Origin of the sequence: Chryseobacterium sp. BGARF1 (assembly GCF_001677955.1) — a bacterium.
Taxonomy (GTDB): Bacteria; Bacteroidota; Bacteroidia; order Flavobacteriales; family Weeksellaceae; genus Chryseobacterium.
In genome coordinates, this window is the sequence record NZ_LELA01000055.1 from 67,363 (window position 1) to 91,547 (window position 24,185).

The following is a 24,185-nucleotide window of genomic DNA, read 5'->3' on the forward strand; positions in this document are numbered from 1 at the left end:
TAAGGCTAAGTAATAAGAAAAAAACGCCTTTGTATCGTTTTTTTAATATCATATTATTGATGATACTATTGGGCGGATGCATCGGTTTTATTGTAGATAAGATAAGGTTTAATATTTTAGATGAAAAAAGTTGTTTTTTAATCATTGTTCCTATTATATTATTGATTGTTATTCATTTACATGGGAGACAGATTTTTGAATATGACAGTGAAGGGGAAGCGATTCATTTTAGAAATAGAAATATTATTCCTTTTTTAAATAAACCTCAAAGTGATGAATTTCCAAAATATAAACTGGTAAAATTTGATGTGTTTTCTGTTTTGTTTTTCAAAAGACTTTACATAACCATTTCAAGCAAAAATTCTGGTACAACAACCTTAAAATATGAAATTTCATATTTAACGAGAAAAGAAGTCAACGACTTAAAGACATCTCTCAACAAAATAATTATAGCTAATAAAGAGAAAAGACATCAAGAATAAGTAATGATAGAAGACAACTCTCACGAAGGCGAAAGCTTAAAAAAAGTTTCAGGACTATACAAAGACTGGTTTCTGGATTATGCATCTTATGTAATTTTAGATAGAGCCATTCCATCTGTTTATGATGGTTTAAAGCCTGTGCAGCGTAGAATCATGCATTCTATGCGAGAATTAGAAGATGGGCGCTACAATAAAGTAGCTAATATCGTAGGAAACACGATGAAATATCACCCTCATGGTGATGCATCAATCACCGATGCAATGGTGGGAATTGGGCAGAGAGAATTGCTGATTGATACTCAGGGAAACTGGGGAAACATTTATACAGGAGATTCTGCAGCAGCAGCAAGATATATTGAGGCAAGATTAACACCCTTTGCTTTGGAAGTAGTTTTTAATCCTAAAACTACAGAGTGGTCTAAATCCTATGACGGGAGAAATAACGAACCTGTAGATTTACCGGTAAAATTTCCGTTGCTTTTGGCACAAGGGGTTGAAGGAATCGGAGTGGGGCTTTCGACTAAAATTCTTCCGCATAATTTTAACGAACTGATTTCGGCTTCTGTTGCTTATTTAAACGGAAAGAGTTTTCAGGTTTTTCCTGATTTTCTTACAGCAGGATTTCTTGATGTTTCAGAATATAATGATGGCCACAGAGGAGGAAAAGTAAGAGCGAGAGCCAAAATTTCTCAGGTTGATAAACATACGTTGATGATTTCTGAGCTTCCTTTTTCTAAAACGACAACAGACTTAATTGACTCTGTTTTAAAAGCGAATGAAAAAGGGAAGATTAAAATCAAAAAAATTGAAGACAATACTTCAGATAAAGTAGAGATTCTAATCTATCTTCACAACGAAGTTTCGCCAGATAAAACGATTGATGCTTTGTATGCATTTACCGACTGTCAGGTTACCATTTCGCCAAATGCCTGTGTAATTGTTGGAGACAAACCAATGTTCCTGGATGTTTCTACCATTCTTAAAATGAATACTGATCATACAGTTTCTTTGTTGAAGAAAGAACTGGAAATCGAACTTCATGAATTGCAGGAAAACTGGCATTTTTCATCATTGGAAAGAATTTTTATCGAGAACAGGATTTACCACGACATTGAAGAGGTAAAAAGCTGGGAAGAAGTTCTGAAAACAATTGATGCAGGTTTAAAACCTCACACTGCCCATCTTTTAAGAGAAGTTACCGAAGAAGATATTTTAAGGCTAACCGAAATAAGAATTAAAAGAATTTCAAGATTCGATTTAGATAAATTTAAAGAAAATATAGCTTCTTTAGAAGGGAAAATAGAGCAGGTAAGATTCCATTTGGCCAACCTTATTGCCTATGCGATTGATTATTATCTGAATATTCAGAAAAAATACGGAAAAGACAGAGAAAGAAAAACGGAATTAAGAATTTTTGATACTATTGATGCATCAAAAGTAGCCGTTGCCAACGAAAAATTCTATGCTAATTTTGAAGAAGGTTTCATTGGAACTTCTTTGAAAAAAGACCAATATTTATTTGACTGTTCGGATATTGATGATATTATTACATTCAGAAAAGACGGAAGCATGAAAGTCGTAAAAGTGGAAGCTAAAACTTTCATCGGAAAAGATATTCAACACGTTGCTATCTGGAAAAAGAATGATAAACGCACCGTCTACAACATGATTTACCGTGAAGGAAGAGATGGCCCCTATTATATGAAACGTTTTTCGGTAACTGCGGTTACCAGAAATACAGATTATGCTTTAGGTTCTGATAAAAGAGGTTCTGATATGCTTTATTTTTCGGCAAACCCGAATGGTGAAGCTGAAGTGGTAACTGTTTTATTGAAGCCCAATCCTAGAATCAGAAAAAATAAAATGGAAATCGATTTCTCTGAATTAGCCATTAAAGGCAGAGATTCAAGAGGAAATTTGGTGACCAAATATTCTGTAAAGAAAGTCGACCTGAAAGAAGAAGGTGTTTCTACTTTAGCTCCGAGAAAAATATGGTTTGATGAAACCGTAAGAAGACTCAACGCAGATGCAAGAGGCACTTTATTGGGAAGTTTTAAAGGGGACGATAAAATCTTAATCATTAATGCTCAGGGTGAAGCAAAACTGGTAAGCTTTGATTTAGGAAATCGTTTTGATGACGAATATATTATTCTTGAAAAATGGCGTCCTCATCAGCCGGTAACTTGTATTTATTACGACGGGGAAAAGGATATGTATTTCATCAAAAGATTTTTGCTTGAAAACAATACCAATCCCCAAACTTTTATGCCATCAGAGCATCCTAAATCATTTATTGAAAGAATTATTGTCGCTAATAATACGACAGCCGAAATTATTTTTGCAAAAGATAAAGGAAAAGACCGAGAATCTGAAACTGTAAATATCGATGAATTTATTGCTGTAAAAGGAATTAAAGCCATCGGAAACCAGTTTACAAAATTCAAGGTTAAAAACATTAATATCACTATTCCTGAACCTGAAGAAGAGGAGCCTGAAGTGTATGAAGAACCAGATTTTACTGCTTCAAACGATGATGGAACAATCGGAAATTTGTTTGGAAGTGATGATAACGAAAATACTACAGAATGAATACAATAGTTATCATTATAATTGCAATTACCTGTATCATTAGCTATTTAGCTTTAAATGATATGAGAATGTTTGAGAAATATAAATTTAATGTGGGAGCAATTCTGCATAGAAGAGAATATTTCAGACTTTTGACTGCTGGTTTTCTGCATGCAGATTTCATGCATTTATTGCTTAATATGTACGTTCTTTATATGTTTTATCCGCCGATAATTGCTGCATTTGGAGTTTTTGGGTTTTTAATCATATACATTGCCTCTATTTTGCTGGGAAATCTTTTTTCTTTGTTAATTTATAAAAATCAAACTTGGTATTCTGCAATTGGAGCCAGTGGAGGTGTTGCCGGAATTATTTTTGCAAGCGTTTCTCTGAATCCAGTATTTTCAAAAATTGGAATTATATTTATTCCTTTTCTTAGTATTCCGGGGTATCTTTTCGGCTTACTGTATTTTGGATATTCTGTTTACAGTATGCTAAAACCAAGGTCAAATGATAACGTGGGACATGCTGCTCATTTAGGAGGTGCTTTCTTTGGATTGATTTATACCGTAATTATTTATCCTGAAGATGCAATTCATAATATGTTTTACCTACTCATCATGTCACTTCCACTGATTTATTTGGCGTACGAAATATTTATAAGGAAAAGAATTGGCTAGAAATTTCTAAATTCTTAAATACTAAAAACCAATGGATATTTTCATTGGTTTTGTTTTTTTTGTCAAAATATCGTCTCAAAATAGATTGTAATCATTCGAACAATTCTTGGGATTTTATGATTAAATAAAAATATCCGTCTTCACAATTGCGAGACGGATATCAAATAAATTTTAAAAACTAGTTATTATTTTTTCATGATTTTTTGATTGAATATTCCTTCTTTAGTTTTGACCTGTAAGAAATAAACACCACTTTTTAAACTTGTCATATCAATTTTTGAAATGTTTTCATTTATTGTTTTAACAACTTGTCCGACTGAGTTTGATATAATTACCTGCTCAACTGAACTGTTTTTTGGTGTAGAAATAGTAAGTATAGAATTGACAGGATTTGGATAAACATTTAATGTTTCTAATCTGTTTTCCTGGGTGGCTAAAACTCCTGCAGTATTAAATACTGTTTTAAAATAAAATAGATTGGCAACACTTCCTTTTGTTATAGTATGTGATCCGGGAGCAATATTCGGAATTGTTATAATACCTGCTGTAGCAGTATAATTTACATTGTCAAATTTTACAGTGCCGTTAAAAGTGGGGTCCAGAACTAACGTTAAAGTAGAAGTTTGTAAAGTGCTGTACGTTATGGATGTTGCTGATTCTAATTTTAAACGTTTTGTTAGAGTTGCTCCATCATAGGTTGCAGATCCGTCGGTAGAGTTCATGTTTGCTGATGTGAATGTATAGAACGTACTGTTTAAAGCAGATGTAGTAAAATTATGGATTTCGTTACCTTGAGGGGTTCCCGGCGCAATCACACTAATACTGCCAGTTCCTGAAACTGATGTTCCGGCTGATCCGACAGTATTTACAGTGAAACTCACATCGTCAGTAGGATTTCCAGATATCGTCACTGTTTTATTGGTCGTATTTTTCACGAAATTTACTCCTGAAGCAGGCAATCCAGATACTGTTACATCAGTGGCTGTTCCGCCCCATGTAAATATCATCGGTGCCATTGCTGTGGCAGTGATCACTGTTTGGTCATTATTAGAAGGTATGCTTAATGTCTGTGAACTTACTGTAGGTGAAGCGATTCCCTGAACTGAAATAAGAGATGATGTATAATTCTGTAATAATGCCATTAATCCTAAATTGACTGCAGAACTTGTATCATCTCCTGCATTGTTGAATGTCCAGCTAATATCACCACCAGAAACTCTTCCTGAATATTGCATCGTTTTATCTCTTGCTACAACAGGGCTGTCTACAACCAAAGAATTAATATATAATGAAGGATTAGTGTCAAAATTGTTATAAGTGGCACCCCCTTGTACAGCAGTGATACTACTTCCCAAAACTTCGTTCCTGCTTGTTGCAACATAAGCATCAAACTGAGTAAGTGCCGTTGAACTGTATGGAATAAAAGCGGTCTGGCCAGTCATATAGTTGTTGTGAGCTTTGATCATGCCTCCGTTCTCATTAGAAAAAGTTCCGGGTGCACCTCCTGCAATGTCTGTACCTTGCTTAGAAATCAACATAGGATATTTACAGTTTCTGAAATAATTACCCTCTACAAATACCGACGAACCTAATGTAGATCCTACACCATATTTTGAGTTTCCATCATAATAATTGTTATAAACATGGGCTGAAAAGAAACGTACACGAGGATGTCTAGAGTCTGAATGGTCAAACCAATTGTGATGGTAAGTAATGTATAGATCTGCAGTGGTACCCTCACTTAAACCTAAAAGACAACTCTTCCCATTATCCCAAAAGTGATTATATGAAAATGTTACATACGTAGATTTTTTTGCATCAAGGGCGCCATCACCTTTTGCCTGATCGGCATCTGATCCTGGTGCACCGTAAAAGAGATCATTATTGTGAGCCCATATATAAGTATTGTCTTGTTGCAAACTAAGATTATCTCCCTCAGAAGCATCAGTAAGCATAAATCCTAAGTTACGAACTTCAATATTCGTTGCTGTTTTTATTCTGATCCCCCAGCCGTTTACCAGCGCATCAGAACCAACCCCTTCAAAAGTGATAGAGCTTGCTGCAATTTTTTTGTTTTCAATCACAATATCTCCATTGAGCATATAGTTGGGATCTGTAACATTCCCAATTAATCTGATAACGAGTGGTCGGAAATCTAAACCTTTCTTGAATCCATCTAAAATAGACTGTAAACCAACACAGGGATTAGAATTAGCTCCTGTAACATTCATCGAAACAGTATTTTTGGTATCCTGAGTAATGTATAAAACGACAGCATTCGCCTTTAATGTTCCATCAAGATTGTATGCTCCGGGTACTCTTCCGTTATGATGTGCAAATCCGGTTCTATCGTGTGCTGTTACGGTTATTGGTGCCGATACGGTCGCTGGCCCGTCTACGTTCCCGATGACAGGAACCACCTTCATGGTATAGACTCCTGGGCTGAGTCCTAATGCATCTGCTCTGTAATATGATCCATAATTACGGATCAGTTGTGTGTCGATAATTTGATCAGTAAAATTTCCACCGGTATAATAGACTTTATAGCTATCGGCCCCAATTACGGGTGTCCATTTAATATAGGCGGTCTCCATCCAGCCTGTTGCTTGCGTAATAGTTGTGTTTTGTGCTGCTATTTTCAGAAAACTGAAAAAGCACAGTAAGTAAGTTAAAATTTTTTTCATGACGTTAATAGTTTAAGTTAATAGCATATTAATATGATAAAATGTAATCGATTGCACTAAATATATATAAATAATTAATACAATTAATTGAATTATTAATAACTTAAAAAATACTTGTTATAATAAGTTTTTAATAACCTTTGTTTTGAATCGGTTTTTCTATTTTTGAAATGATTTAATTGATAAAATAGTTTTTATCTGTATTGAATGTTTTGTATTGCAACGAAAATTAATTATTTATAGCTTTATTAAAAATTTTTCTTTTTATCTATTTATGAATAGATTTGTTTGAAAATAATAAATAATGTAATTGCTTTTTCTAAAGGATGTTAATTTAATGTTACGGATTTAGACAGATAATCATGAAAATTAGAAATTTTTCTTTTTAAATGATTATCTGCAATGCTTTTTAACCAATACTTAAAATTTGTTGAGATATTATTTTATACCAAAAATAAAACGGTCATTTCCGCTGAGATCTTTAATAAGCTCACTGTGAGAAAAGTCTTTGTATAATGCTAAAGTTTCTTGTCCTAATTTCTGATTGATTTCTAAGAACAGCAAACCGTTTTTATTTAAATGTTTTTTAGAATCTTCTGCAATTTTTCGGTAAAAGATCAAAGCATCAGAGGTGGGAGAAAATAGTGCCATCGTAGGCTCAAATCCCTTTACAGAGTTTGCGATCTCTTTCTCTTCATCAATCCCGATATAGGGTGGATTTGATATGATAATATCAAAGTTTTTATTTAACTCCAAACTCAAATAATCAGCATGAATAAAATTGATTTCAAGCTGGTGAAGATCTGCATTTTTTTTGGCAACCTCTAAAGCTTTTTTCGAAAAATCAATCGATGTAACTTCCGCTTCTGGGAAATGTTTCTTTAAAACCAAAGGAATAATTCCGCTTCCGGTTCCGATGTCTAAAACTTGGAGATTTGAGATTTGAGATTTGAGATTTGAGATTTTCTGAATCGTAATTTCAAGTAATTCCTCAGTTTCAGGGCGTGGAATAAGCACATTTTCATCAACAAAAATCTTCATTCCATAAAATTCGGTTTCACCTAAGATCTGTAAATAAGGTTTTCCTGTTTTTAATTCTGAAATGATTTGCAGGAATCTGTTTTCGTTTTCATCAGACAATTCTAGATTTGCGGATTGTCTTTGCTGAAAATTATTTAAGCCTAAAATATCTTCAGCAAAGATCTGAAATATAAAAACACTTTCAGGACCTGTATAAACTTCCGAAAGTGAATCTGAAAAATGCTTTTTAAGTTGTGATAGCGTCATTATCTTGTGAAAACGAGTTTAGTATCTGTCGATTTTTCCTCATCAATTCTGTAACCTTCATAGTTGAATGTTTTCACGTCATTCAAAGTTTTTGCATTGGTTTCGGCGCAAAATCTTACGACCAAGCCTCTTGCATGTTTTGTGTAAACAACGATTGTTTTCAGTTTGCCTTCTTTTATTTCGTAGAAATCAAAATCGACAACCTGATGATTGAGTTTTTTTCGGTCAACCACTTTTATATACTCGTTACTTGCCAAATTCAGAAGAATTTCGTTCTTTTTCATTTCAGAATTAAGTAACTCAGTCACTTTTTCTGTCCAGAATCCGTAAAGGTTTTTGTAATTTTCAAATTCAAATGGCCTTCCCATTTCAAGACGGTACAACATTACTTTATCTGAAGGTTTCAACAAACCATACAGACCGGAAAGTATTCTATAGTTTTTCTGAAGATAATCAACCGCATTTTTGTCTAATGTTTTTGCATCCAAACCACGATATACTTCACCTGTAAAAGCAAACATTGCGGGAGCAGATTCTTTTGCGGTGGGTTTAGATTTCCATTTTTGGTTTCTTTCCCAATTTTCGTCTGCTAATTTTGCCGAAATTTCCATTAATTCGGAAAGATATTTTGGCGATTTATGTTTTAAATGAGATTGAATTAATTCTGCTTCTTCAATAAATCTTGGGGTAGAAGTTCTCAATAAATCTGTTGAGTTTTCTATGTTCATTAATTTTGCAGGAGAAGTTATGATTTTCATAAGGTAAGTAAAGATAAATGTTTAGAATCAATAAAATTCATGACCATCATCGAGATAAAATCTATCATGAAATGGCAGATAATTAGAATTTTAATGTTTGAATATTTTTTATAAAATAAAGCAAATACAATCCCAATAAAAAAAGGAATTACAACCTGACCGATTGTTCCGTAAGTGCTGTGTAAAATGCCAAATAAAAGTGCTGAAACAACCACACCCAACATCGGACTGTTGTATATTTTTTCAATTCTTGGCTGAATGTAAGCCCGCATCAGTAATTCTTCGATAGCTCCAGCGGTAAGACAAGTGAAAATGATGAGAAAATAGTTGTTATTAAATAAAATTTTGAACTCTAGAAGTCTTTTGCTTGCTTTTTCTTCGGTTAAGAAAATAATAATTGCATTGAGAAAAGCTCCGCCAAATACACAAATAAAGTATAAAGCGATTACAGCACCCAAATAAAATAAAGGGGGATACTTCTTTTCTTCCCAAACAAAGAACGACCTGTTTTCAATAAAAAAATTATAGACTACAACCAAAATTAAAATCAACCACAGAGAAAGTCTGTCGTAAAAAAAAAGATCAACCGTTAAGGTTTTATAATTCAAAAATGAATTAATTGTTGGGATTGAAAACAACATTGAAGCGGCAAGCAATACGAAAGTAAGGATTATGCCTAAAGAATATCTTCCGTTAAGACTCATTTTACCAATCGTTCTAAATTTCTCCTTTTCCCTGACGAATTATTTCCGGCTCGCCCGATGTAAGGTCTACAATGGTTGAGGCAATATTGTCTCCATAACCTGAGTCTATTACAATATCAACCAAGTGGTCATATTTTTCAGCAATCAGTTCCGGATCTGTAGAGTATTCAAGGATTTCATCATCATCTCTAATGGAAGTTGATGCAATAGGGTGTCCCAGTTTTTCAACGATTAATTGTGGAATTGAATGATCAGGTACACGAATACCAATCGTTTTATGACCCTTATATGCTAAAGGTAAACTTTTATTCGCTTCCAGAATAAATGTGAACGGACCAGGAAGATGGCTTTTCAAAAATCTGAAAACAGAAGTATCAATAGGTCTTGTAAAGTCTGATAAATGGCTCAAATCATTACAGATAATCGAGAATTTTGATTTCTCCAGTTTCTGTTTTTTTATTTGTGCCAGTTTTTCCATGGCTTTGATATCAAAAATATTACAGCCTAAAGCATAAATCGTGTCAGACGGATAAATAATCAGTCCGCCATTATTCAGGGTTTTAATAACCTCATTGATAAGGTTTTCCTGAGGATTGTCGGGATAAATTTTCAAAATTTTTGCCATAAACAAATGTACGAATATTTAAATAAATTTCATAAAAGTGCTTTATTTAAAAGGATTGCTTGCTATTTTCAAATATATTCGTATATTTGCAATCCAATATCGCGGGGTAGAGCAGTAGGTAGCTCGTCGGGCTCATAACCCGGAGGTCGCACGTTCGAGTCGTGTCCCCGCTACTAAGCAAAGTGTTTTCGATAAACACTATAAAGAAATATCGCGGGATGGAGCAGTAGGTAGCTCGTCGGGCTCATAACCCGAAGGTCATCGGTTCGAGTCCGGTTCCCGCTACTACGAAGCTTTTTTAAGCTTAAAATGGTACATCGCGGGGTAGAGCAGTAGGTAGCTCGTCGGGCTCATAACCCGGAGGTCGCACGTTCGAGTCGTGTCCCCGCTACTAAAAAAGTGCTTTCGGTAAGCACTATAAAGATACACCGCGGGGTAGAGCAGTAGGTAGCTCGTCGGGCTCATAACCCGGAGGTCGCACGTTCGAGTCGTGTCTCCGCTACTAATAAAGTGCTGTCGATTAGCACTATAAAGATATATCGCGGGGTAGAGCAGTAGGTAGCTCGTCGGGCTCATAACCCGGAGGTCGCACGTTCGAGTCGTGTCCCCGCTACTATTTTTTTTAAGAGAATAAATACATTAACGCTATTAAGATTTGCTTCAAAACAATTTTGATTAGAAATGTATCTATTCTCTTTTTCTTTGTCACGAATCTCGTCACGTTAAAAAAAAAGTCGTGACAGTCGGTTATAAAATTCTACTTATGATCGGACAAAATCAATTATTACCATTTATTAAGAGCAGAGATGTTAACAACATATTTGCACCTATGGATTATACATTTTATTTAAAAAATGAACCTGATAAGCGAGGGAGAAAGCCCGTTTACATTAATATTAATGTAGGAGGTCGGAGAAAGAGAATTCCTGCTGCAGTAAAAATTGAAGAGAAGTATTGGGATTCTAAAAATATGAGAATTATTGATACTGCAGAAAGCCGTGATGAGCATCTACTTTTAAAACAAATTGATGCAAAAATTACATCTATAAGAATGAAGCATCGTCTTTCTGAAGTTCCATTGACATTACAATCTTTTTTGGACCAGCTAAAAACAGCTCCTTCTACGGTTGATTTTGGCCAATTTTATAAAAGTATCCGGGACATTCAACCGATGAAACAAAATACACTGGCGAAGCATGATTCGGTGTTTGAAAAACTGAAGGATTTCAGAGCACTTGTTGCATTTCAAGATATCAATTATAAATTTTTTGATGAATTTAGAGCGCACTTAAAAACCCAATATAAAAATGCTCAGTCAACAATAAATTCAAATGTGGCTGTTCTGAAGAAATATTTATCACTTGCTGAGAAGTATGGAATTAAGCTAGGTCTTGATTTAGACGATGTTCAGGTTGGTGATACCGGAGGAAGAATCGTTTGGCTGGATGAGAAGGAGATTAGCAAATTACATGAATATTATTTTTCGAGCTTTATTCCTGAAAATTATAAACTTTCCCTTGGCTATTTTTTAATTGCATGTTACACAGGGTTACGAATTTCAGATGTGAAAGCAAGGAAAAGAGAAGAAATGCTTGAGGAGTTTCTTCGAGTAGTATCATTTAAGGGAGGTAAAGATTTAACACTTTTTCTCATTCCCAAAGTGCACGATATCATAAATTCAAATACGGATTTATTCTCGACATTCTGGACAGAAGTTACTATGAATAAGCATCTAAAAAAAATATCTAACACATGTGGAATTAGAAAACGTCTCTATTTTCATGTTGGCAGACACTCATTCGCCACCAACTATCTTATAAAAGGAGGTCAAATTGAAAACCTGCAGACAATTTTGGGACATACTAAAATTATGACAACTATGAAATATGTACATGTTGCCAAAGATACTGCAGCTCGTAGTATGATGCTTATGCAATGATTAAACGGAGATTAATAAGTCTCCGTTTCAATTTCAACACTATAATATTTGTCAGATAAAGAATTTTTCACCCAGGATTTTATAAAGTGTTTTTTCTTGTAAGCATAAATTTCACTACGAATATTAAATTTTCTAAGTTTTGATTTTAAGGCAATAAACCCCCATTTGAAAATAAAATTTGTCAACCTGGATAAAAAATAATCTTTCAATTCTTCAGCAAGTGCTATTCCGTGCATTCCATCTGGATTCTTTGCATGATTATCGCCGTTATTATTTAATCCATCGTAATATATAAGCATTAAAGCGGCACCTTCATCAAAGACTTTTACTGTTGTATTTGATCTGAATGTTGTAGTTGGTAAACAAAAACCATTGATTGAAATTTCGGTAGTGTCTTTAGGAACTGATGAAACATTCAGTTGATATCCGCTTTCATCGAAGAAAATATTTTCAATATTAACTCCTTTAACTTCAGGAAATTTGAGATTAAAATATTTCTTGTCATTTTTACTTCGAAATGGGTCTTCTATTTCAAATTCCTGAAAATCTTCCGGTTCTTTCGTCTTGTCAATCACAATTCTATTCATAATTGCAATGCCATTTTCAAATGTCAAATCGTAATTTCTCCAGTTTTTAATAATATTGACGAGTTCACCAAATGTCATCTCTGGAACAGCTCGCTTGAGATTAACACGATTTAAGTTAAAAATAAAAGGAATTGGATCTCCAGAAGTTGTATTTTGTCGCATTGGATTAATGTTGATTTCTGCAATTCCAATGTTAATATTATCAGAACCCAACTGATCGTTAAAAACATGTCCGAAATATTCAAGTGTAATTACCGGACTTGTTTCAGCTTCATTTATTCCTATTTCAATAACTTTATCAAAATTAAAATAAGGAGTTCCAGCACTTCCGTAAACATTCAAAACAACTCCGTTTTTTTTTATTTGTAATGTGCAGTTAGAATCATTGTTGTTGAAGCATTTTCCCAGAATTCTATATTTCCCTGGTGCATCGATTGTAAACGATTTTTGCCAACGCCCAAACGGTTGTCCAAAATAATCCTGATTGTCGTAAAATTCATTAGTATAAACATAAGACTTTTGATATTCCTGATCAGCAGTCGTAAAGTACTGTTCAGAAGAATAAATTCCTCTTTGTTTTAATTTTGGATCTTCAAGAATATCTCCAGTCAATCTAAACCCAGCATCTAAAAAACCCTGCTTTAAAACATGCAATAAATAAGGTACTGGATGAATAATATTTCGATTGACACAATCCCACCCATTCGCATTTTCCTGAATCTCATTTCTTGTGAATATTTTTACGGAATTTCCTGCAGGTCGTACTCTATCATTTAAAAATGATCCGAAATATTTCCATCCCTCACTTTCAAGATCAAATTCTTCAGTGTACATTTTCGGAAAATTGTAATTTGTTTCAGGATATTTTTTGGTGACAATTTCATTAGCGTGATCATAGATATCTGAAACTTCCTTATATTCTAATGGTAGTTCAGAAAGCATCTTGTCAAAATTTGGAAGTTCTTCAAAACCTGACTCAATCTGAATTTTTGCACTTTTATTTCTAAAATCTGAAAAGGTCAAAGTTCCTTGCATTGTACGCCCCTCAAAGACATGCTGTCCTTTATGAATTAAGGGTAAATTAGCATTGGAAAAGGAGGAATATTGTGCTACTTTACTTAAAAAATTTCTATCATAATTGATATCTACAGGTAAAGTATATTTTGTCCAAATACTATCTTTAAATCTTGGATTTTCTTCAGTGAAATTCGTTTTTATACCGGTTAAGTCAATTTCGAAATTTTCCGTAACAAACTTATCTTTCATATTTTTTCATGCAATATGAAAGCTTAATAAAAAGTTTTAAAGGACAAAAAAACCGCTTAAAAGCGGTTTATATTATTTTTCAATTAAGATTTTAAATTCCAAATCCATCGAATAACTATTGTTGTCGGTATCAAACAGTTCATTTTTTTTACCAATCGGAAAAGCTTTGTAAGTTTTTTCTCTAATCGTAACAAAACAAAGTCTCGACATTAATAAATCGGTAATTAAATCAATTTCTTCCTCAAGAATCCAACCGGAATTTACAGTAAGCAATTTAGAATAGCTGCTATCAAATTTTTCCTCCTTGTAATACTTAGATTCTCCAGTGATTGATTCTATTTCTGAAGTTTCTCTGATTGTCTCAACTGCCGTAAACCAATCAAACACTAAATTTTGATTTTCCCACTCAATATGCACGACATTTTGAGGATTCGGGAAAGGTAAGAATTGCAAAATATTATTTGAAACAATATTTTTTTCATAAACCGCTTTAAATTCTTTTCTGTTAAAAACATATTGATCGATAGTAAATTTTGGAGTGAATATTGGTTTGGGCAAAAGATACTGATCATAAAGAATTTTTGATTCTGTTTTTTCTGACAAAGAATCGTGAGAAAGCTTTATTAATGAATCAGAAAACGTTTTTCTCACAGAATAATCTGTGAAAAACGGAAAACATTTTGGTTTCTTTCCTGGAGCGAATCTAAGATTATCCAATGTGTAGGCTGTTACAATGCTATCCGTAGCGCTCATTTCTTGAAAAGTAACCGAAACTAAAGCCAAATCGTATTGATAATTGGGGTTTTGTGCTGCTAACGGATTTTTAGCCTTAATAAAAAAATCTTGAATTTCTTCTCCAGGATAAATTTCTGCTGAACCTTTGAAAAATGGATAAGTGTAAGTTTGATTTTCTTGATATTCACTTCCAAAACCCTTAAAATACATGCTAAGAGTCATTTTAACATAGGCAGATTCTACATTCGTTTTATTCACCACTACTTTATTTTTATCCAGGGCAAAATAATAAGAAGCTCCTGAAAAATCATGTTTTATGCCCTGTAAAACGGTGAGATTTACAGAAATCACTTTTTGAACATTTCCAGATTTTAATATAATATCTCCAGAATAGTTTCCTAATATTAAATTGCTTGAATTCTTTGTTAGAATCGTAACTTCATTATTCAAAATAGTAACAGATTCAATAAATGACGGGAAAAAATATGCTGAAATATTGAGATTATTTAGGTTCGAAATGATAGCTGTTACCGTTTTTGCCTCTGATAAGTTTTTCTGAAGCGAAATATTAAAAGCTGTAGGATTTAAGTAAAATTGTGTAGAATCATTAATAACTTCTAAATTCACCTTTACAGTCTTACTTTGAGTTCCTTTGGTAATAGTTACATTTCCAGAATAATTTCCAACAGGCTTGCCTTGTATAGTAGCATTATTTTGAAACGTTAAATACTTTTCTGTTGCTCCCGATGTTTGAATTAATTCAATAAAAGGATCTGTCACATTTGCCATTACCGCTTCTGCAGAATAAACTGTTATTTTAGAATCACCAGAAAGAGAATCGTCAGCTTTATTATAAGTAAGTTGATAAACATTTGAATCTGTATTAAATCCATTTCCAGACAATACGGTTATTTTTATAGGTATAATAATATTTTGGATAGAAGAATCTTCTTTAAAAGTTTCGGTCCCGTCAGTTTCAACACTATAAGCTTCAATGATTAAATTAATAGTGTGGATACCTACCGAAAGATTTCCCATATTTTGAAAATTTATTTGAACCGTTTTATTTCTAATATTAAAATCATCAAAAACATCACCTGTTAACCCAGCACCGGTAATATTAATAAAATCTACACCATTAACTGTTTTTTTTATTTTATATCGAAAATTTGTAAAACCAGAATAAATAAACTCCAATTCCGGAAAAATAATCTGAAGGGATATTGGAACTGGATTAGCAGCTCCTACAGTCCACGATGGAGCTACTATCTGCATTGGGGTCGCATTCCAATCACCGATAGGAACTTGAACATAAATGTATTCTGAACATTCATGACCTCCTTGTGAAGTAGGCTGCCAAGCATTGCATACTTCAACGTCTTTAAATCTAATTGCCATATCAAATTAAATAAGAAATTTTATTTTTATAATATTTTTTTACTTTGTTTTCGTCTTCACTATCGAATGCCCATAATTCAACACACGCTGATCCGAGTGTGTAAAATATTAATCTATTCGGCTGTTTTTCAATAGTCACTATATTATTCATGTTTATTTTCATTCTTGTAAGCTGTACAAAAGCAGATTTGCTCACAACAAAATCAACATCTTTCGGTTTATATATACTGGGAAGTTTATCTGAAAATATCTTAGCAATAGATCCACAAATTGATATTTCTTCTCCAGAATGTTTTTTTACAAAATTGAATAATGCATCGCAAACTTTATTCATATCCTTATCTTCAAAAATATGAAGCTCCTCAAAATTATTTTCTACTTGCACGGGTTTCGTATTTATCAAATTTTTTAATCGCTTTTTTGAACATTTTACCGTTGATTTCACTATCAACCATTTCCGCAGTTACTCCCTCTTCATCTAATTTTTGCAGTAAGCTTCTAACATCAGATAAAACTGCTAAATATTGAATAAAATCACTATTGTTTTGAGTCGGTGCTGGTGATTGAGCGACATCTTTTTTCGTGTTTTCAGATGTTACAATTCCACCTTCAGCATAACCAGTATTTTTACCTTGTCGAACACTTTCTAAATAGTCAATAACTTTAGCATGTCGAGGATGAGCAGTCATCCATTCCGGAGCAACCCATTCTTTAGCGTGAACAATTCCTGCAGGTTTTGAACCCGATTCATCAGGAGAACCGAAACCATTACCGGTAAACCCTCCTTTGTAAAATGTAGGCTGATCAGGAAGAGGCGTACTCGCAACCGTAGCAATTTGCACAGCACCTAAAGTTCCAATTATTGCCGCTGCAACGGTTCCACCAATCGGGCCAAGCTGACTATAGGACTGCATAATAGCTAAAGAAGTTGCTACAATAATTTCGGCAATTTTAAGAGCTCTTTCAACTTTAGCTTGTTTGTGGGCTATCGCTGCTTTTTTATTAGCCGTTTCCGCTTCAATTAGTTGAACCTGCTTATTATACTCGGTCTGATTAATTAAGCCCTCATTAAGTTGTTTTAGAAGTTCTTTTTTCTTGTTAGAATTGTCTTTTTCAAACTTTGACATTTCTTTATTAGCAAGGTTTTGCTGTAGCTGAGCGAAAGCCTGAAAACCATTCCCTAAAGCCTTAATAACCATCTGTACAGCTTTTAACTTGTCTTCTGTAGTTTTGAGATTCTTCCATGTTTTCTCCCATTCATCTGCAGAAAAACCAAGAATGTCAATATTTCCTTTCTTCTCGCTACTTTCTTCAACTACTTTTTTATTATCTGTCTCTTCACCACCTTTCATTGCAGACTTAACCCCGGTGATTTTGATGTTTAATTCATCTAAATCCTTTTTAAGTTTTTCGGTAGCCTCAGAAGAAAGAGAAGGGTCATTTATTAGCTGATTGAGAAGCTTCTGTTGTTCTTCCAACATTTTCAACTGTGACTTTAAATAAGCACGATCAGCATTTTCACGAAGGGCTTTCTTAGCATCTTCAAGTGTTGTAATATTTCTAAGCTCAAGATCAGTAAGCTTCAAGTGTTGCATTTGGGATAATGCAAGACGAGCCTGATCCATTGTAGTTATTTCATTAATTGTATCTTCAGCTGCATTTCTTTCAATATCAATTTTAGATTGGAGAGCTTCAACCTTTTTTTCGTAGGACAATGTTTCCCACTGTTCCTCAATTCTTAAGAGATTAAATCCATGGGTTTTTAAAATTTGTTCTTCGATTGAATTATTTTGAGTGATAAGTATCAACCGCTTGTCATTGGCTGCCTGTAATCCAGCTATTGCCGTATCAAAGTTTTTCGCAGCTTCTGGAGATTTTGTTTCTTTTCTATCCCGCTGTAGCTTTTTTATTTCATTTTGAGTCGTTCGAATTTGCCCTTTTATATCCTCAGTCTGTTGATTAAGTTCATTTTTACGATTTTCATAATCTGCTAATTCTAAATCAAATTCTTTCTGCTTACTTTCCTGAATAATCTTAAATTCCTCTTCTCTTTTTAATCGCTCAAGTTCCAGGTATTTTTTATCAGTTTCTTTTTTAACATCTAAAGATTTGGTAATAGCATCTCGAGATTTTTCAAGATCATTATTTTTTTGTTTTTCAAGGTCTTTTTCTTTTTTAGGTTTTTCAGGAGCAATTATATTTTGAGTTCCAACAATTTCATTTGTATTTTCAATAGTTGAAGCTTTTGTAATCTCATCACCTAAAGCATTGATATAATTATTACCACTTTGTATCGCTTGATTTCTTTTTTCATAGATGTAGCCATAGGTCTCCATCAAACTTTTAGCATATTCATCTCCAAATTTTTCCCTCCAGATTGAGAATTGCTTTATTTGACTTTTGTCTAATCTTTTTAATTCAGATGGAGATAAAAATGACATATTCTTATCAATCCAATCTCCACCTTGCTTTGCAAAATCTTTAATATCTTGATTTTCTAAATCGAGCTGTTTCTCTTGAGCTTCCTCAAGTTTTTTATTTAAAACCTTTATTCTTGAGTTTCTCAAAAGAGCGTCAGTATATGCTTTTATTGCATTGGTAGCTTCTTGAGTTTTTATATTTTCAGTAGTTAGATTACCTAAATATTCTGGAGATAATGCATTTAATTTTTTAATCGCATTAGCCCTAGTTTCTTTTGAGAAGTTATCGTTTTGAGCTATTTTTACTAACTGATTGAGCTCATTTTTCTGAGCAATAATTCCTTTTTCAGATTCTTTATTTATAGAATTAAGTTCTTTTTGTTTTTCAGCAGCTTCATCTATAGAGTCTGAAAACATGACCATTGCAGTAACGACCGCGGTTATCACAGCTAACAAAACGCCGATTAAATTTGCTTTTGTTGCTGTATTGAAAGCTCTCATCGCAATTGTGGCTCGAACTGTATTTCCTGTCAAATATGCTTTAGCTGCCGCATAAAGTAGAGTAGCAGCTCTTGCTGTTGTGTCCCATGCAACTTTTATTTTTTGGATGGCATTATAAATCAGAGTCTCACGAGCAACAGTTCTTGTTGTCAAAACCAATATCAATAGAGCAGCATTGTAGCCAATTACAGCTGAAATAGCAACAATAAATAGTTTGTAAAGCAGGCTTAATCGTTCTTTGAAAATAATCATCCCGTTTCCGGATTCATCCGTCACACCAGTTAACCATCCAACAGCCTGAACTAGACTTTCAAATTTATTGATGACATTGGTAGACGTAAACATATCACCAAATGCATTCTTAATTTTCTCTAAAATTGCAGGAGCATTGTTGTTTTTTGTGTTGAATTCATCGGTAAGAGAGGTCATCTTTTCCATCTCTTCGCCAGCTGTTTTCATAGATTTTCTGAAATCATCTGTTCTGTTGGCAGCTGCACCAATAACTTTTTGAACTTCTAAAGAGTTAAGTTTTAAACTGTCAAATATCTTTGAGGTTTGAGTTCCGGAAACACCTTTCATTCCCTGAGCGAATCGTAAGAAGAATTCTTCAGGTTTTGTATTCAATAATTTTTCAGCTTCTGCTACAGACATTTGCATTGAAATTGCAAACCCTTCAATATTACCTCCTGCAGTAGAAAGAAAGTTCGAAACTCCTGAAGATGCGATTTGTGCATCAATACCAGATTCCTCAAATGCAGCCCCTAATCCTAAAACTTTATCAATTGCAGGTCTTAAAGCTTCCGGTAAATTTCCAACCCTTAATGCAAAATTCGCAATATTACCTTCTGAGGCTGTTCCTTGAGCTGCCAATGTGTTAAGAGCCGAACCAATCTGATTTATAGCATCTGCGTATGTAAGCTCCTTTGTTCCGTTAAAAAGTCCTTTGATTTTTCCTAAAGAATCAACGACACCTTCGAGTCCACCATCGAAACTATCACCTAAAGCGACATAGGCCTTATCTACTTCCTGAACAAAGTCTTTCATTTCTTCGATTGGAACCCCTAATCGACCTCCAACTTCAGCAATTTTCAATCGTTCAATCTTTGCTGTTCTGGTGTCCATTTCGTCAAACTGTGTCCACAGATTCTTAACTTCATCAGTTGACATTCCAGTGGTTTTCTGAACATCAGACATTGCATCTGCAATTTTCAATAACTGATCTACGGTTGCTTTGCCTTTTGAAATCATATTTTCAAAAAACATAGAAGCTGTATTGGCGCTAAAAACCTCTTTAAATGTTTCTCCGAAACTCAATAGACCATTACGAAACAATCCCAGAAATCCTCTAGATCTGTTAAGAGCCCCATCGAGTGTATTGATTTCATTTCTTACTTCCTGGAAGCGAGCTCTTGCTCTTACCAGTTCAGCTGCAGTGGCATTAAATTCTCGTGTTCCAACAGGAAGGCGACGTAGATCTCTCTCAAGACTTCGTGTTATTCGCTGAACATTCTGAAAGGTATTTTGTACCTGATTTCCGTTTATATAGAGTACTCCGGTTGTGGAGATGGTATTTCCTGCCATTTTGCTGAAAGAATTTCCTGCAATATGTTACTCCGGAATATTTTGAGAAAGGACATAAAAAAAGCACTTGATTAAGTGCTAATATTTGAAATTATTCTTCTAATATCGACCATGATTGCTTCAGATCTCAATCTTGTAATTTCGCTCATTACAAAATCTTTTACTCCTGAAGCTTCCACGGCTTCATCAATAAAGGGTCTCGCTTGCATTTTCATTACATGAGATTTAAAATTATATGTCGTTTCCTGAGGGCGATGACGAGTCCTGGTTCCGGCATCTCTTACACCATCAACCCCGAAATTTTGAATAAAACCGTGCTTAGTCATTTTAATCGCTAAGCTTCTCAGATAAAACTTTTGACTTCCGCCTCTGACGGTACCGTATTTTTTTACGGTAGATTTTGCAGCTGCATCTTTCAATGAAGCTTGTCCTTCTCTTCGGTTTACATGGTCCGCAAAAGATGAAGTTTTACTTCTTAAGGAAGCTTCAAGCATTTGCTCTGCTTTTTCAGCAACTTCTTTTTCGTTATTGTACATAATTGAATTTTGAACGAAAATAAAAACTCCGGAAAAACCTGTAAAGGACTCCGGAGTTAGGTGTTAAAGTGTAATTCTGTAAACTAATTGGTTTTTAATGATATAAGCTAAAATATAAAAGTGTAATCGTATTTTTTTTGAAATTTTTTAAAGTGTAAACTAAATTCTTTCGTATAAATTCCAAACTAAAATTCTGCCTACTTCTATTTCTTCAGATATTTCTTCCTCCCATTTTGTCGCTTTTTTAATCACATTTTTTTCATAAATAATTTTCTGTGAGTGCTTAAATCCGAGATCTGTTAAGACTTCAAAAACATCATGTTCATTCACTGGTTGACTAGGAATTACCCCTTTAAACCATGAAAGCACTGCAGATGTTTGCATTTGTATTTTACTGCCTTCAGGAGTATTTGAGTAATATTCAAGAAGTATTTTCTGCATTGTTTCTTTATAATCATTCATTGTCTTCAGGCTTTAATAATTCGATTAATGACTTGAACTTTTTTGGATATCGGTTTAAAATATGGTACAAAGAAACGAGATTTGTAAGATTTACTTTTATTAAATCTCCATGATTTTCGATAATCTGATTATCATATCCTACATTCACAATTACCTCATTCATATCTGCTCTTTTTTCTACGGTCATTGTGGAATGAAAATCATCTAACCACTCTGATAATGCCTGATTAAATTGCTTTGCCATGATCTGCATATTTTTCATTAAATTTTTTAATCATGTTAACATACGCAAGGTCGAAAGTAGGACCGAAAGCAAAAGCTTTTCTTTTGGTAGAGTAGGAACTAAAGGTACATTTTACAATACCAGACTCTAAATAAGTTGATGAAACTGTTCCCTTGTTTTTTTTTAGAAAGTCGAAATTCTTTGATAGAATTGGTCTTTCGGTTAATAGTCTTGATTTTCTTCGTAGACCTAAAAACTTACTAGCGCTTCTGTTTTTAGTGTTTTTGATTGGGTTTCGCATTTTATTTTATTTAAAAATTGTTTTCAAATAAACCAAGAAAAAAAAGAAAGCCTTGATTTTCTTGGTAGTCGCGAAACCCAATCATCCGAAGAAGATATCCAATACTCATCAAGACCTAAGTCTTTATAATATACGTAAAAGTTAGTTGAAGATTTTTTAAGACTTCCTCAGGTCATTGGGTTTCGCACTACAAAAGTAGCTAAAAAAAATAATCCACCAAATAAAAGGTGGATTATTTTCATTCTTGATACTTATATCCTCGATAAATTGAATCTAAAAGTTTATTTTTTTCTTCATCCGTAAGCTTATTATATTTTTCAATCGGGAATTTAGCAATTCTCAAAATTTCAATTAATTTATTTTCTTCCGATTCTTTCTGTAGATGTTTTTTTAACATATCATTTGCCGCATTCTCCAACTTCATATCATAGTAAAAAGTGATGACTTCTTTTTGTACTTGAACTTGATAAAAAGCCTTTTGTAAATTAAAAAATCTTTTAATTAAATTATCATCACTACTTATTTTTAAATAATTGTATCGTTTACCTGTTAGATTACTAAAATCGTTAAAAATATCACTTGCCTTTTCACTACTTTTATAATTATCATTTATGAGCAATTTATCCTTGAAAAAATCAGCTTTTTTAATCATCTCTAAATTGTAATTTAATGAATCTGATTTATAATTTAAAGAGTCAGCCAACCTCATAGCTTCTTTAAACTCTAAATCAGTTTTTTCGAAGTTTTGAGAAAAGATAAAAATTGGCAGTAGAAGAAATAATAAACATTTCATATACTATTTTTTATATTTTGAAAGATATATAGCCGAAATAACAGCCATTTTTTTTAAATCAATAGAAGCGTCTCCGGCTTCTGAAATATGCTTTAAAATATCTAGTTCTTTTACTAAGTGAGCTCTTTTCAAAGTAATTAACGTAGTACCTATTTGATGCAGATTATCATCGCTTTCAGATAGTTTATATTTTGTTAAAACCATTCTCATTAAAGGTTTTATCTCATTTGTTTTTGGGAATCCGTCGAACTCGGTCGACATAAAAGTATAAGGATCTACTTTACTCATTTTATGGTTTTTGGCAAATATAATTAAATTCGAAGTTTATATTTTACGGGAACCCATAAACCAACAAAAAAAACTATTTGTTAGGTGGTTTATTAATATGGGTTAACATGTACTTTCTAAGTCTTTCCAGTCAGAAAAATCTACTTTGAGAGGTTGCTTATTTTTCATATTAAATAAAACATCTACTCCAAAATCTCCTGAAGATAACTCAACAGGTTTGATTTCTACAGAATCTTTTAAAAATGCATTGTAAAGAAAATGATCAGAATTAAAAGACTCGTAGCGCATACGAGATATAATCTTAATGGCTAATTGCTCAGCATCATGTATCGCCTGATATTGAGCATCCAAATCGCCGGGCTTAATTTTATTAAACATAATAGCAAACCCAATCTTTCTTACAGCCAACGAATTTTCACCTTGACCATCGAAGCCTAAAGTATATCTGAAAAGAGCAAGAATGGGAGATTTTAATCCTTTTACAGATGATTTTTTAGAGCTCCATTCACGTTCAAAAAAACCAACGAAATCATTGAGAAATGTTGATTGCATTACTAAATTTTCAAAGTAATTTTTTACTTCTAAATAACTATTTTCTTTCATTTGCTTTGGCTTTTGCTCGGTGATATAAAATACTTTCTGACAGTACGCTCAGGAATTCATAAACTCGGACCTGGTTAACGTCCTGTTTCTTTCCTAATGGCTGAAGCTCATCCATCGACATCCCAATGATTATCTTATCGAAAGGGATAAATTGATTATCTTTTTTAGTGAAAATTGGCTGTAATTTTTTTTCTTCAGTCTCTTCTTTCGGTTTTGGAAAAACAACAGGGAAGGTTTTAGAAATTTGTTGACGAGTAAATAAAAATGCTAATGCAATTACTTCCATTTGTTTTACTGGAAGCTTTCTAGTGATTTCATCAACTGCAGCGATATCTAAATCATCAAATTCTTTTTTGATTCGGTAAAGAGAGGCTACCAATCTCTTTAAATTTAAAACCGACCTTTCTTTATTCCATAAATAAAAATAGGTGTCAATTGTCGAAAAGTGTCTAACGGTAATATTTCCGAGAGCATCGGCAGGCTTAAAAAGTCCGGGGATTTCAGGAAAAGAGTAGTAGTCTGCTTTATCCTTCAGAAAATTAGTGTATTTACCCAGTTCCGATATGGGTACATTTTTTCTAAGCTTGTCAAAGTTATATAAATCTGCTTGAGAAGTTGATTTTTGATAAACAATCAAAATCATCTGAAAATAAGCTTCAGGAAAATTTTCGATGGGGGTATTTAGATATAAATGTGCAATTTCCTGCAGTTGCCATTCGTTGAGTTCGTCCCAGGATTTTGCGATTCTGATATGTTCTGCCATA

Annotated in this window: 21 protein-coding genes and 5 tRNA genes; 9 read left to right on the forward strand and 17 right to left on the reverse strand. The window is 33.4% G+C overall.

Annotated features, from left to right (window positions below):
* The first annotated feature begins 29 nt into the window (after nt 1–29).
* The 3 genes from AB671_RS10585 to AB671_RS10595 are packed head-to-tail and all read left to right on the forward strand — an operon-like array spanning nt 30 to nt 3,730.
* Nucleotides 30–482 (forward strand): hypothetical protein, encoded by a 453-nt coding sequence (locus tag AB671_RS10585; RefSeq protein WP_228390910.1) that lies wholly within the window; start codon nt 30–32, stop codon nt 480–482.
* Between the two features lie 3 nt (nt 483–485).
* The gene (locus AB671_RS10590) at nt 486–3,071 is read left to right on the forward strand and encodes a DNA gyrase/topoisomerase IV subunit A (RefSeq protein WP_185114081.1); all 2,586 of its coding nucleotides are present in this window, start codon (nt 486–488) and stop codon (nt 3,069–3,071) included.
* A complete protein-coding gene (locus tag AB671_RS10595; RefSeq protein WP_066764777.1) occupies nt 3,068–3,730 on the forward strand; it encodes a rhomboid family intramembrane serine protease in 663 nt (220 codons plus the stop codon). Before AB671_RS10590 ends, AB671_RS10595 begins: the two co-directional genes overlap by 4 nt.
* Before the next feature lie 185 nt (nt 3,731–3,915).
* Here AB671_RS10595 and AB671_RS10600 read toward each other — a convergent pair whose 3' ends face one another.
* The 5 genes from AB671_RS10600 to AB671_RS10620 all read right to left on the reverse strand — a co-directional run bounded on the left by AB671_RS10600 (nt 3,916) and on the right by AB671_RS10620 (nt 9,788).
* Nucleotides 3,916–6,414: a T9SS type A sorting domain-containing protein gene (locus tag AB671_RS10600; protein WP_066680868.1), complete on the reverse strand. Its 2,499-nt coding sequence runs from the start codon at nt 6,412–6,414 to the stop codon at nt 3,916–3,918.
* 438 nt (nt 6,415–6,852) lie between these two features.
* A complete protein-coding gene (gene prmC, locus AB671_RS10605; RefSeq protein WP_066679409.1) occupies nt 6,853–7,701 on the reverse strand; it encodes a peptide chain release factor N(5)-glutamine methyltransferase in 849 nt (282 codons plus the stop codon).
* Nucleotides 7,701–8,459 (reverse strand): peroxide stress protein YaaA, encoded by a 759-nt coding sequence (gene yaaA / locus AB671_RS10610; RefSeq protein WP_066679408.1) that lies wholly within the window; start codon nt 8,457–8,459, stop codon nt 7,701–7,703. Before yaaA ends, prmC begins: the two co-directional genes overlap by 1 nt.
* A complete protein-coding gene (locus AB671_RS10615) occupies nt 8,456–9,163 on the reverse strand; it encodes a CPBP family intramembrane glutamic endopeptidase (RefSeq protein WP_066679407.1) in 708 nt (235 codons plus the stop codon). Before AB671_RS10615 ends, yaaA begins: the two co-directional genes overlap by 4 nt.
* A gap of 13 nt (nt 9,164–9,176) precedes the next feature.
* The gene (locus tag AB671_RS10620; protein ID WP_066679406.1) at nt 9,177–9,788 is read right to left on the reverse strand and encodes an L-threonylcarbamoyladenylate synthase; all 612 of its coding nucleotides are present in this window, start codon (nt 9,786–9,788) and stop codon (nt 9,177–9,179) included.
* Nucleotides 9,789–9,888: 100 nt separating this feature from the next.
* On the opposite strand from AB671_RS10620, the gene AB671_RS10625 reads away from it, so the two are divergent.
* The 6 genes from AB671_RS10625 (at nt 9,889) to AB671_RS10650 (ending at nt 11,727) form a co-directional block, all read left to right on the forward strand.
* Nucleotides 9,889–9,961: transfer RNA gene (locus AB671_RS10625), tRNA-Met, on the forward strand.
* Nucleotides 9,962–10,000: 39 nt separating this feature from the next.
* Nucleotides 10,001–10,073: transfer RNA gene (locus AB671_RS10630), tRNA-Met, on the forward strand.
* A 33-nt stretch (nt 10,074–10,106) separates the two neighbouring features.
* Nucleotides 10,107–10,179 (forward strand) — tRNA-Met (locus tag AB671_RS10635).
* Between the two features lie 38 nt (nt 10,180–10,217).
* Nucleotides 10,218–10,290, forward strand: a tRNA-Met gene (locus AB671_RS10640).
* A 38-nt stretch (nt 10,291–10,328) separates the two neighbouring features.
* A tRNA-Met gene (locus AB671_RS10645) sits at nt 10,329–10,401 on the forward strand.
* A gap of 150 nt (nt 10,402–10,551) precedes the next feature.
* The gene (locus tag AB671_RS10650; protein WP_157444184.1) at nt 10,552–11,727 is read left to right on the forward strand and encodes a site-specific integrase; all 1,176 of its coding nucleotides are present in this window, start codon (nt 10,552–10,554) and stop codon (nt 11,725–11,727) included.
* An 11-nt stretch (nt 11,728–11,738) separates the two neighbouring features.
* Here AB671_RS10650 and AB671_RS10655 read toward each other — a convergent pair whose 3' ends face one another.
* The 12 genes from AB671_RS10655 to AB671_RS10710 form a co-directional block, all read right to left on the reverse strand.
* On the reverse strand, nt 11,739–13,580 hold the full coding sequence (locus tag AB671_RS10655) for a hypothetical protein (RefSeq protein ID WP_066679404.1): 1,842 nt from the start codon (nt 13,578–13,580) through the stop codon (nt 11,739–11,741).
* 72 nt (nt 13,581–13,652) lie between these two features.
* Complete coding sequence (locus tag AB671_RS10660) at nt 13,653–15,713, reverse strand: hypothetical protein (protein WP_066679403.1); 2,061 nt, start codon at nt 15,711–15,713, stop codon at nt 13,653–13,655.
* Nucleotide 15,714: 1 nt separating this feature from the next.
* Nucleotides 15,715–16,098, reverse strand: coding sequence for a hypothetical protein (locus AB671_RS10665; protein ID WP_066679401.1), 384 nt, complete (start codon nt 16,096–16,098; stop codon nt 15,715–15,717).
* Nucleotides 16,082–20,215 (reverse strand): hypothetical protein, encoded by a 4,134-nt coding sequence (locus tag AB671_RS10670; RefSeq protein ID WP_066679399.1) that lies wholly within the window; start codon nt 20,213–20,215, stop codon nt 16,082–16,084. The genes AB671_RS10665 and AB671_RS10670 overlap by 17 nt, the downstream gene beginning before the upstream one ends.
* A 71-nt stretch (nt 20,216–20,286) precedes the next feature.
* Nucleotides 20,287–20,751, reverse strand: coding sequence for a hypothetical protein (locus tag AB671_RS10675; protein ID WP_066679397.1), 465 nt, complete (start codon nt 20,749–20,751; stop codon nt 20,287–20,289).
* Between the two features lie 159 nt (nt 20,752–20,910).
* Nucleotides 20,911–21,213, reverse strand: a complete 303-nt coding sequence (locus tag AB671_RS10680; RefSeq protein WP_066679396.1) for a hypothetical protein — start codon at nt 21,211–21,213, stop codon at nt 20,911–20,913.
* Complete coding sequence (locus AB671_RS10685) at nt 21,206–21,457, reverse strand: hypothetical protein (protein ID WP_157444185.1); 252 nt, start codon at nt 21,455–21,457, stop codon at nt 21,206–21,208. The genes AB671_RS10680 and AB671_RS10685 overlap by 8 nt, the downstream gene beginning before the upstream one ends.
* On the reverse strand, nt 21,441–21,737 hold the full coding sequence (locus AB671_RS10690) for a hypothetical protein (protein ID WP_066679392.1): 297 nt from the start codon (nt 21,735–21,737) through the stop codon (nt 21,441–21,443). Before AB671_RS10690 ends, AB671_RS10685 begins: the two co-directional genes overlap by 17 nt.
* Before the next feature lie 238 nt (nt 21,738–21,975).
* Nucleotides 21,976–22,530: a hypothetical protein gene (locus tag AB671_RS10695; RefSeq protein ID WP_066679387.1), complete on the reverse strand. Its 555-nt coding sequence runs from the start codon at nt 22,528–22,530 to the stop codon at nt 21,976–21,978.
* Nucleotides 22,531–22,533: 3 nt separating this feature from the next.
* Complete coding sequence (locus AB671_RS10700; protein ID WP_066679386.1) at nt 22,534–22,818, reverse strand: hypothetical protein; 285 nt, start codon at nt 22,816–22,818, stop codon at nt 22,534–22,536.
* A 102-nt stretch (nt 22,819–22,920) separates the two neighbouring features.
* A complete protein-coding gene (locus tag AB671_RS10705) occupies nt 22,921–23,370 on the reverse strand; it encodes a hypothetical protein (protein ID WP_157447952.1) in 450 nt (149 codons plus the stop codon).
* A gap of 37 nt (nt 23,371–23,407) precedes the next feature.
* Nucleotides 23,408–24,184 (reverse strand): hypothetical protein, encoded by a 777-nt coding sequence (locus tag AB671_RS10710; protein WP_066679383.1) that lies wholly within the window; start codon nt 24,182–24,184, stop codon nt 23,408–23,410.
* Nucleotide 24,185: the final 1 nt, after the last annotated feature.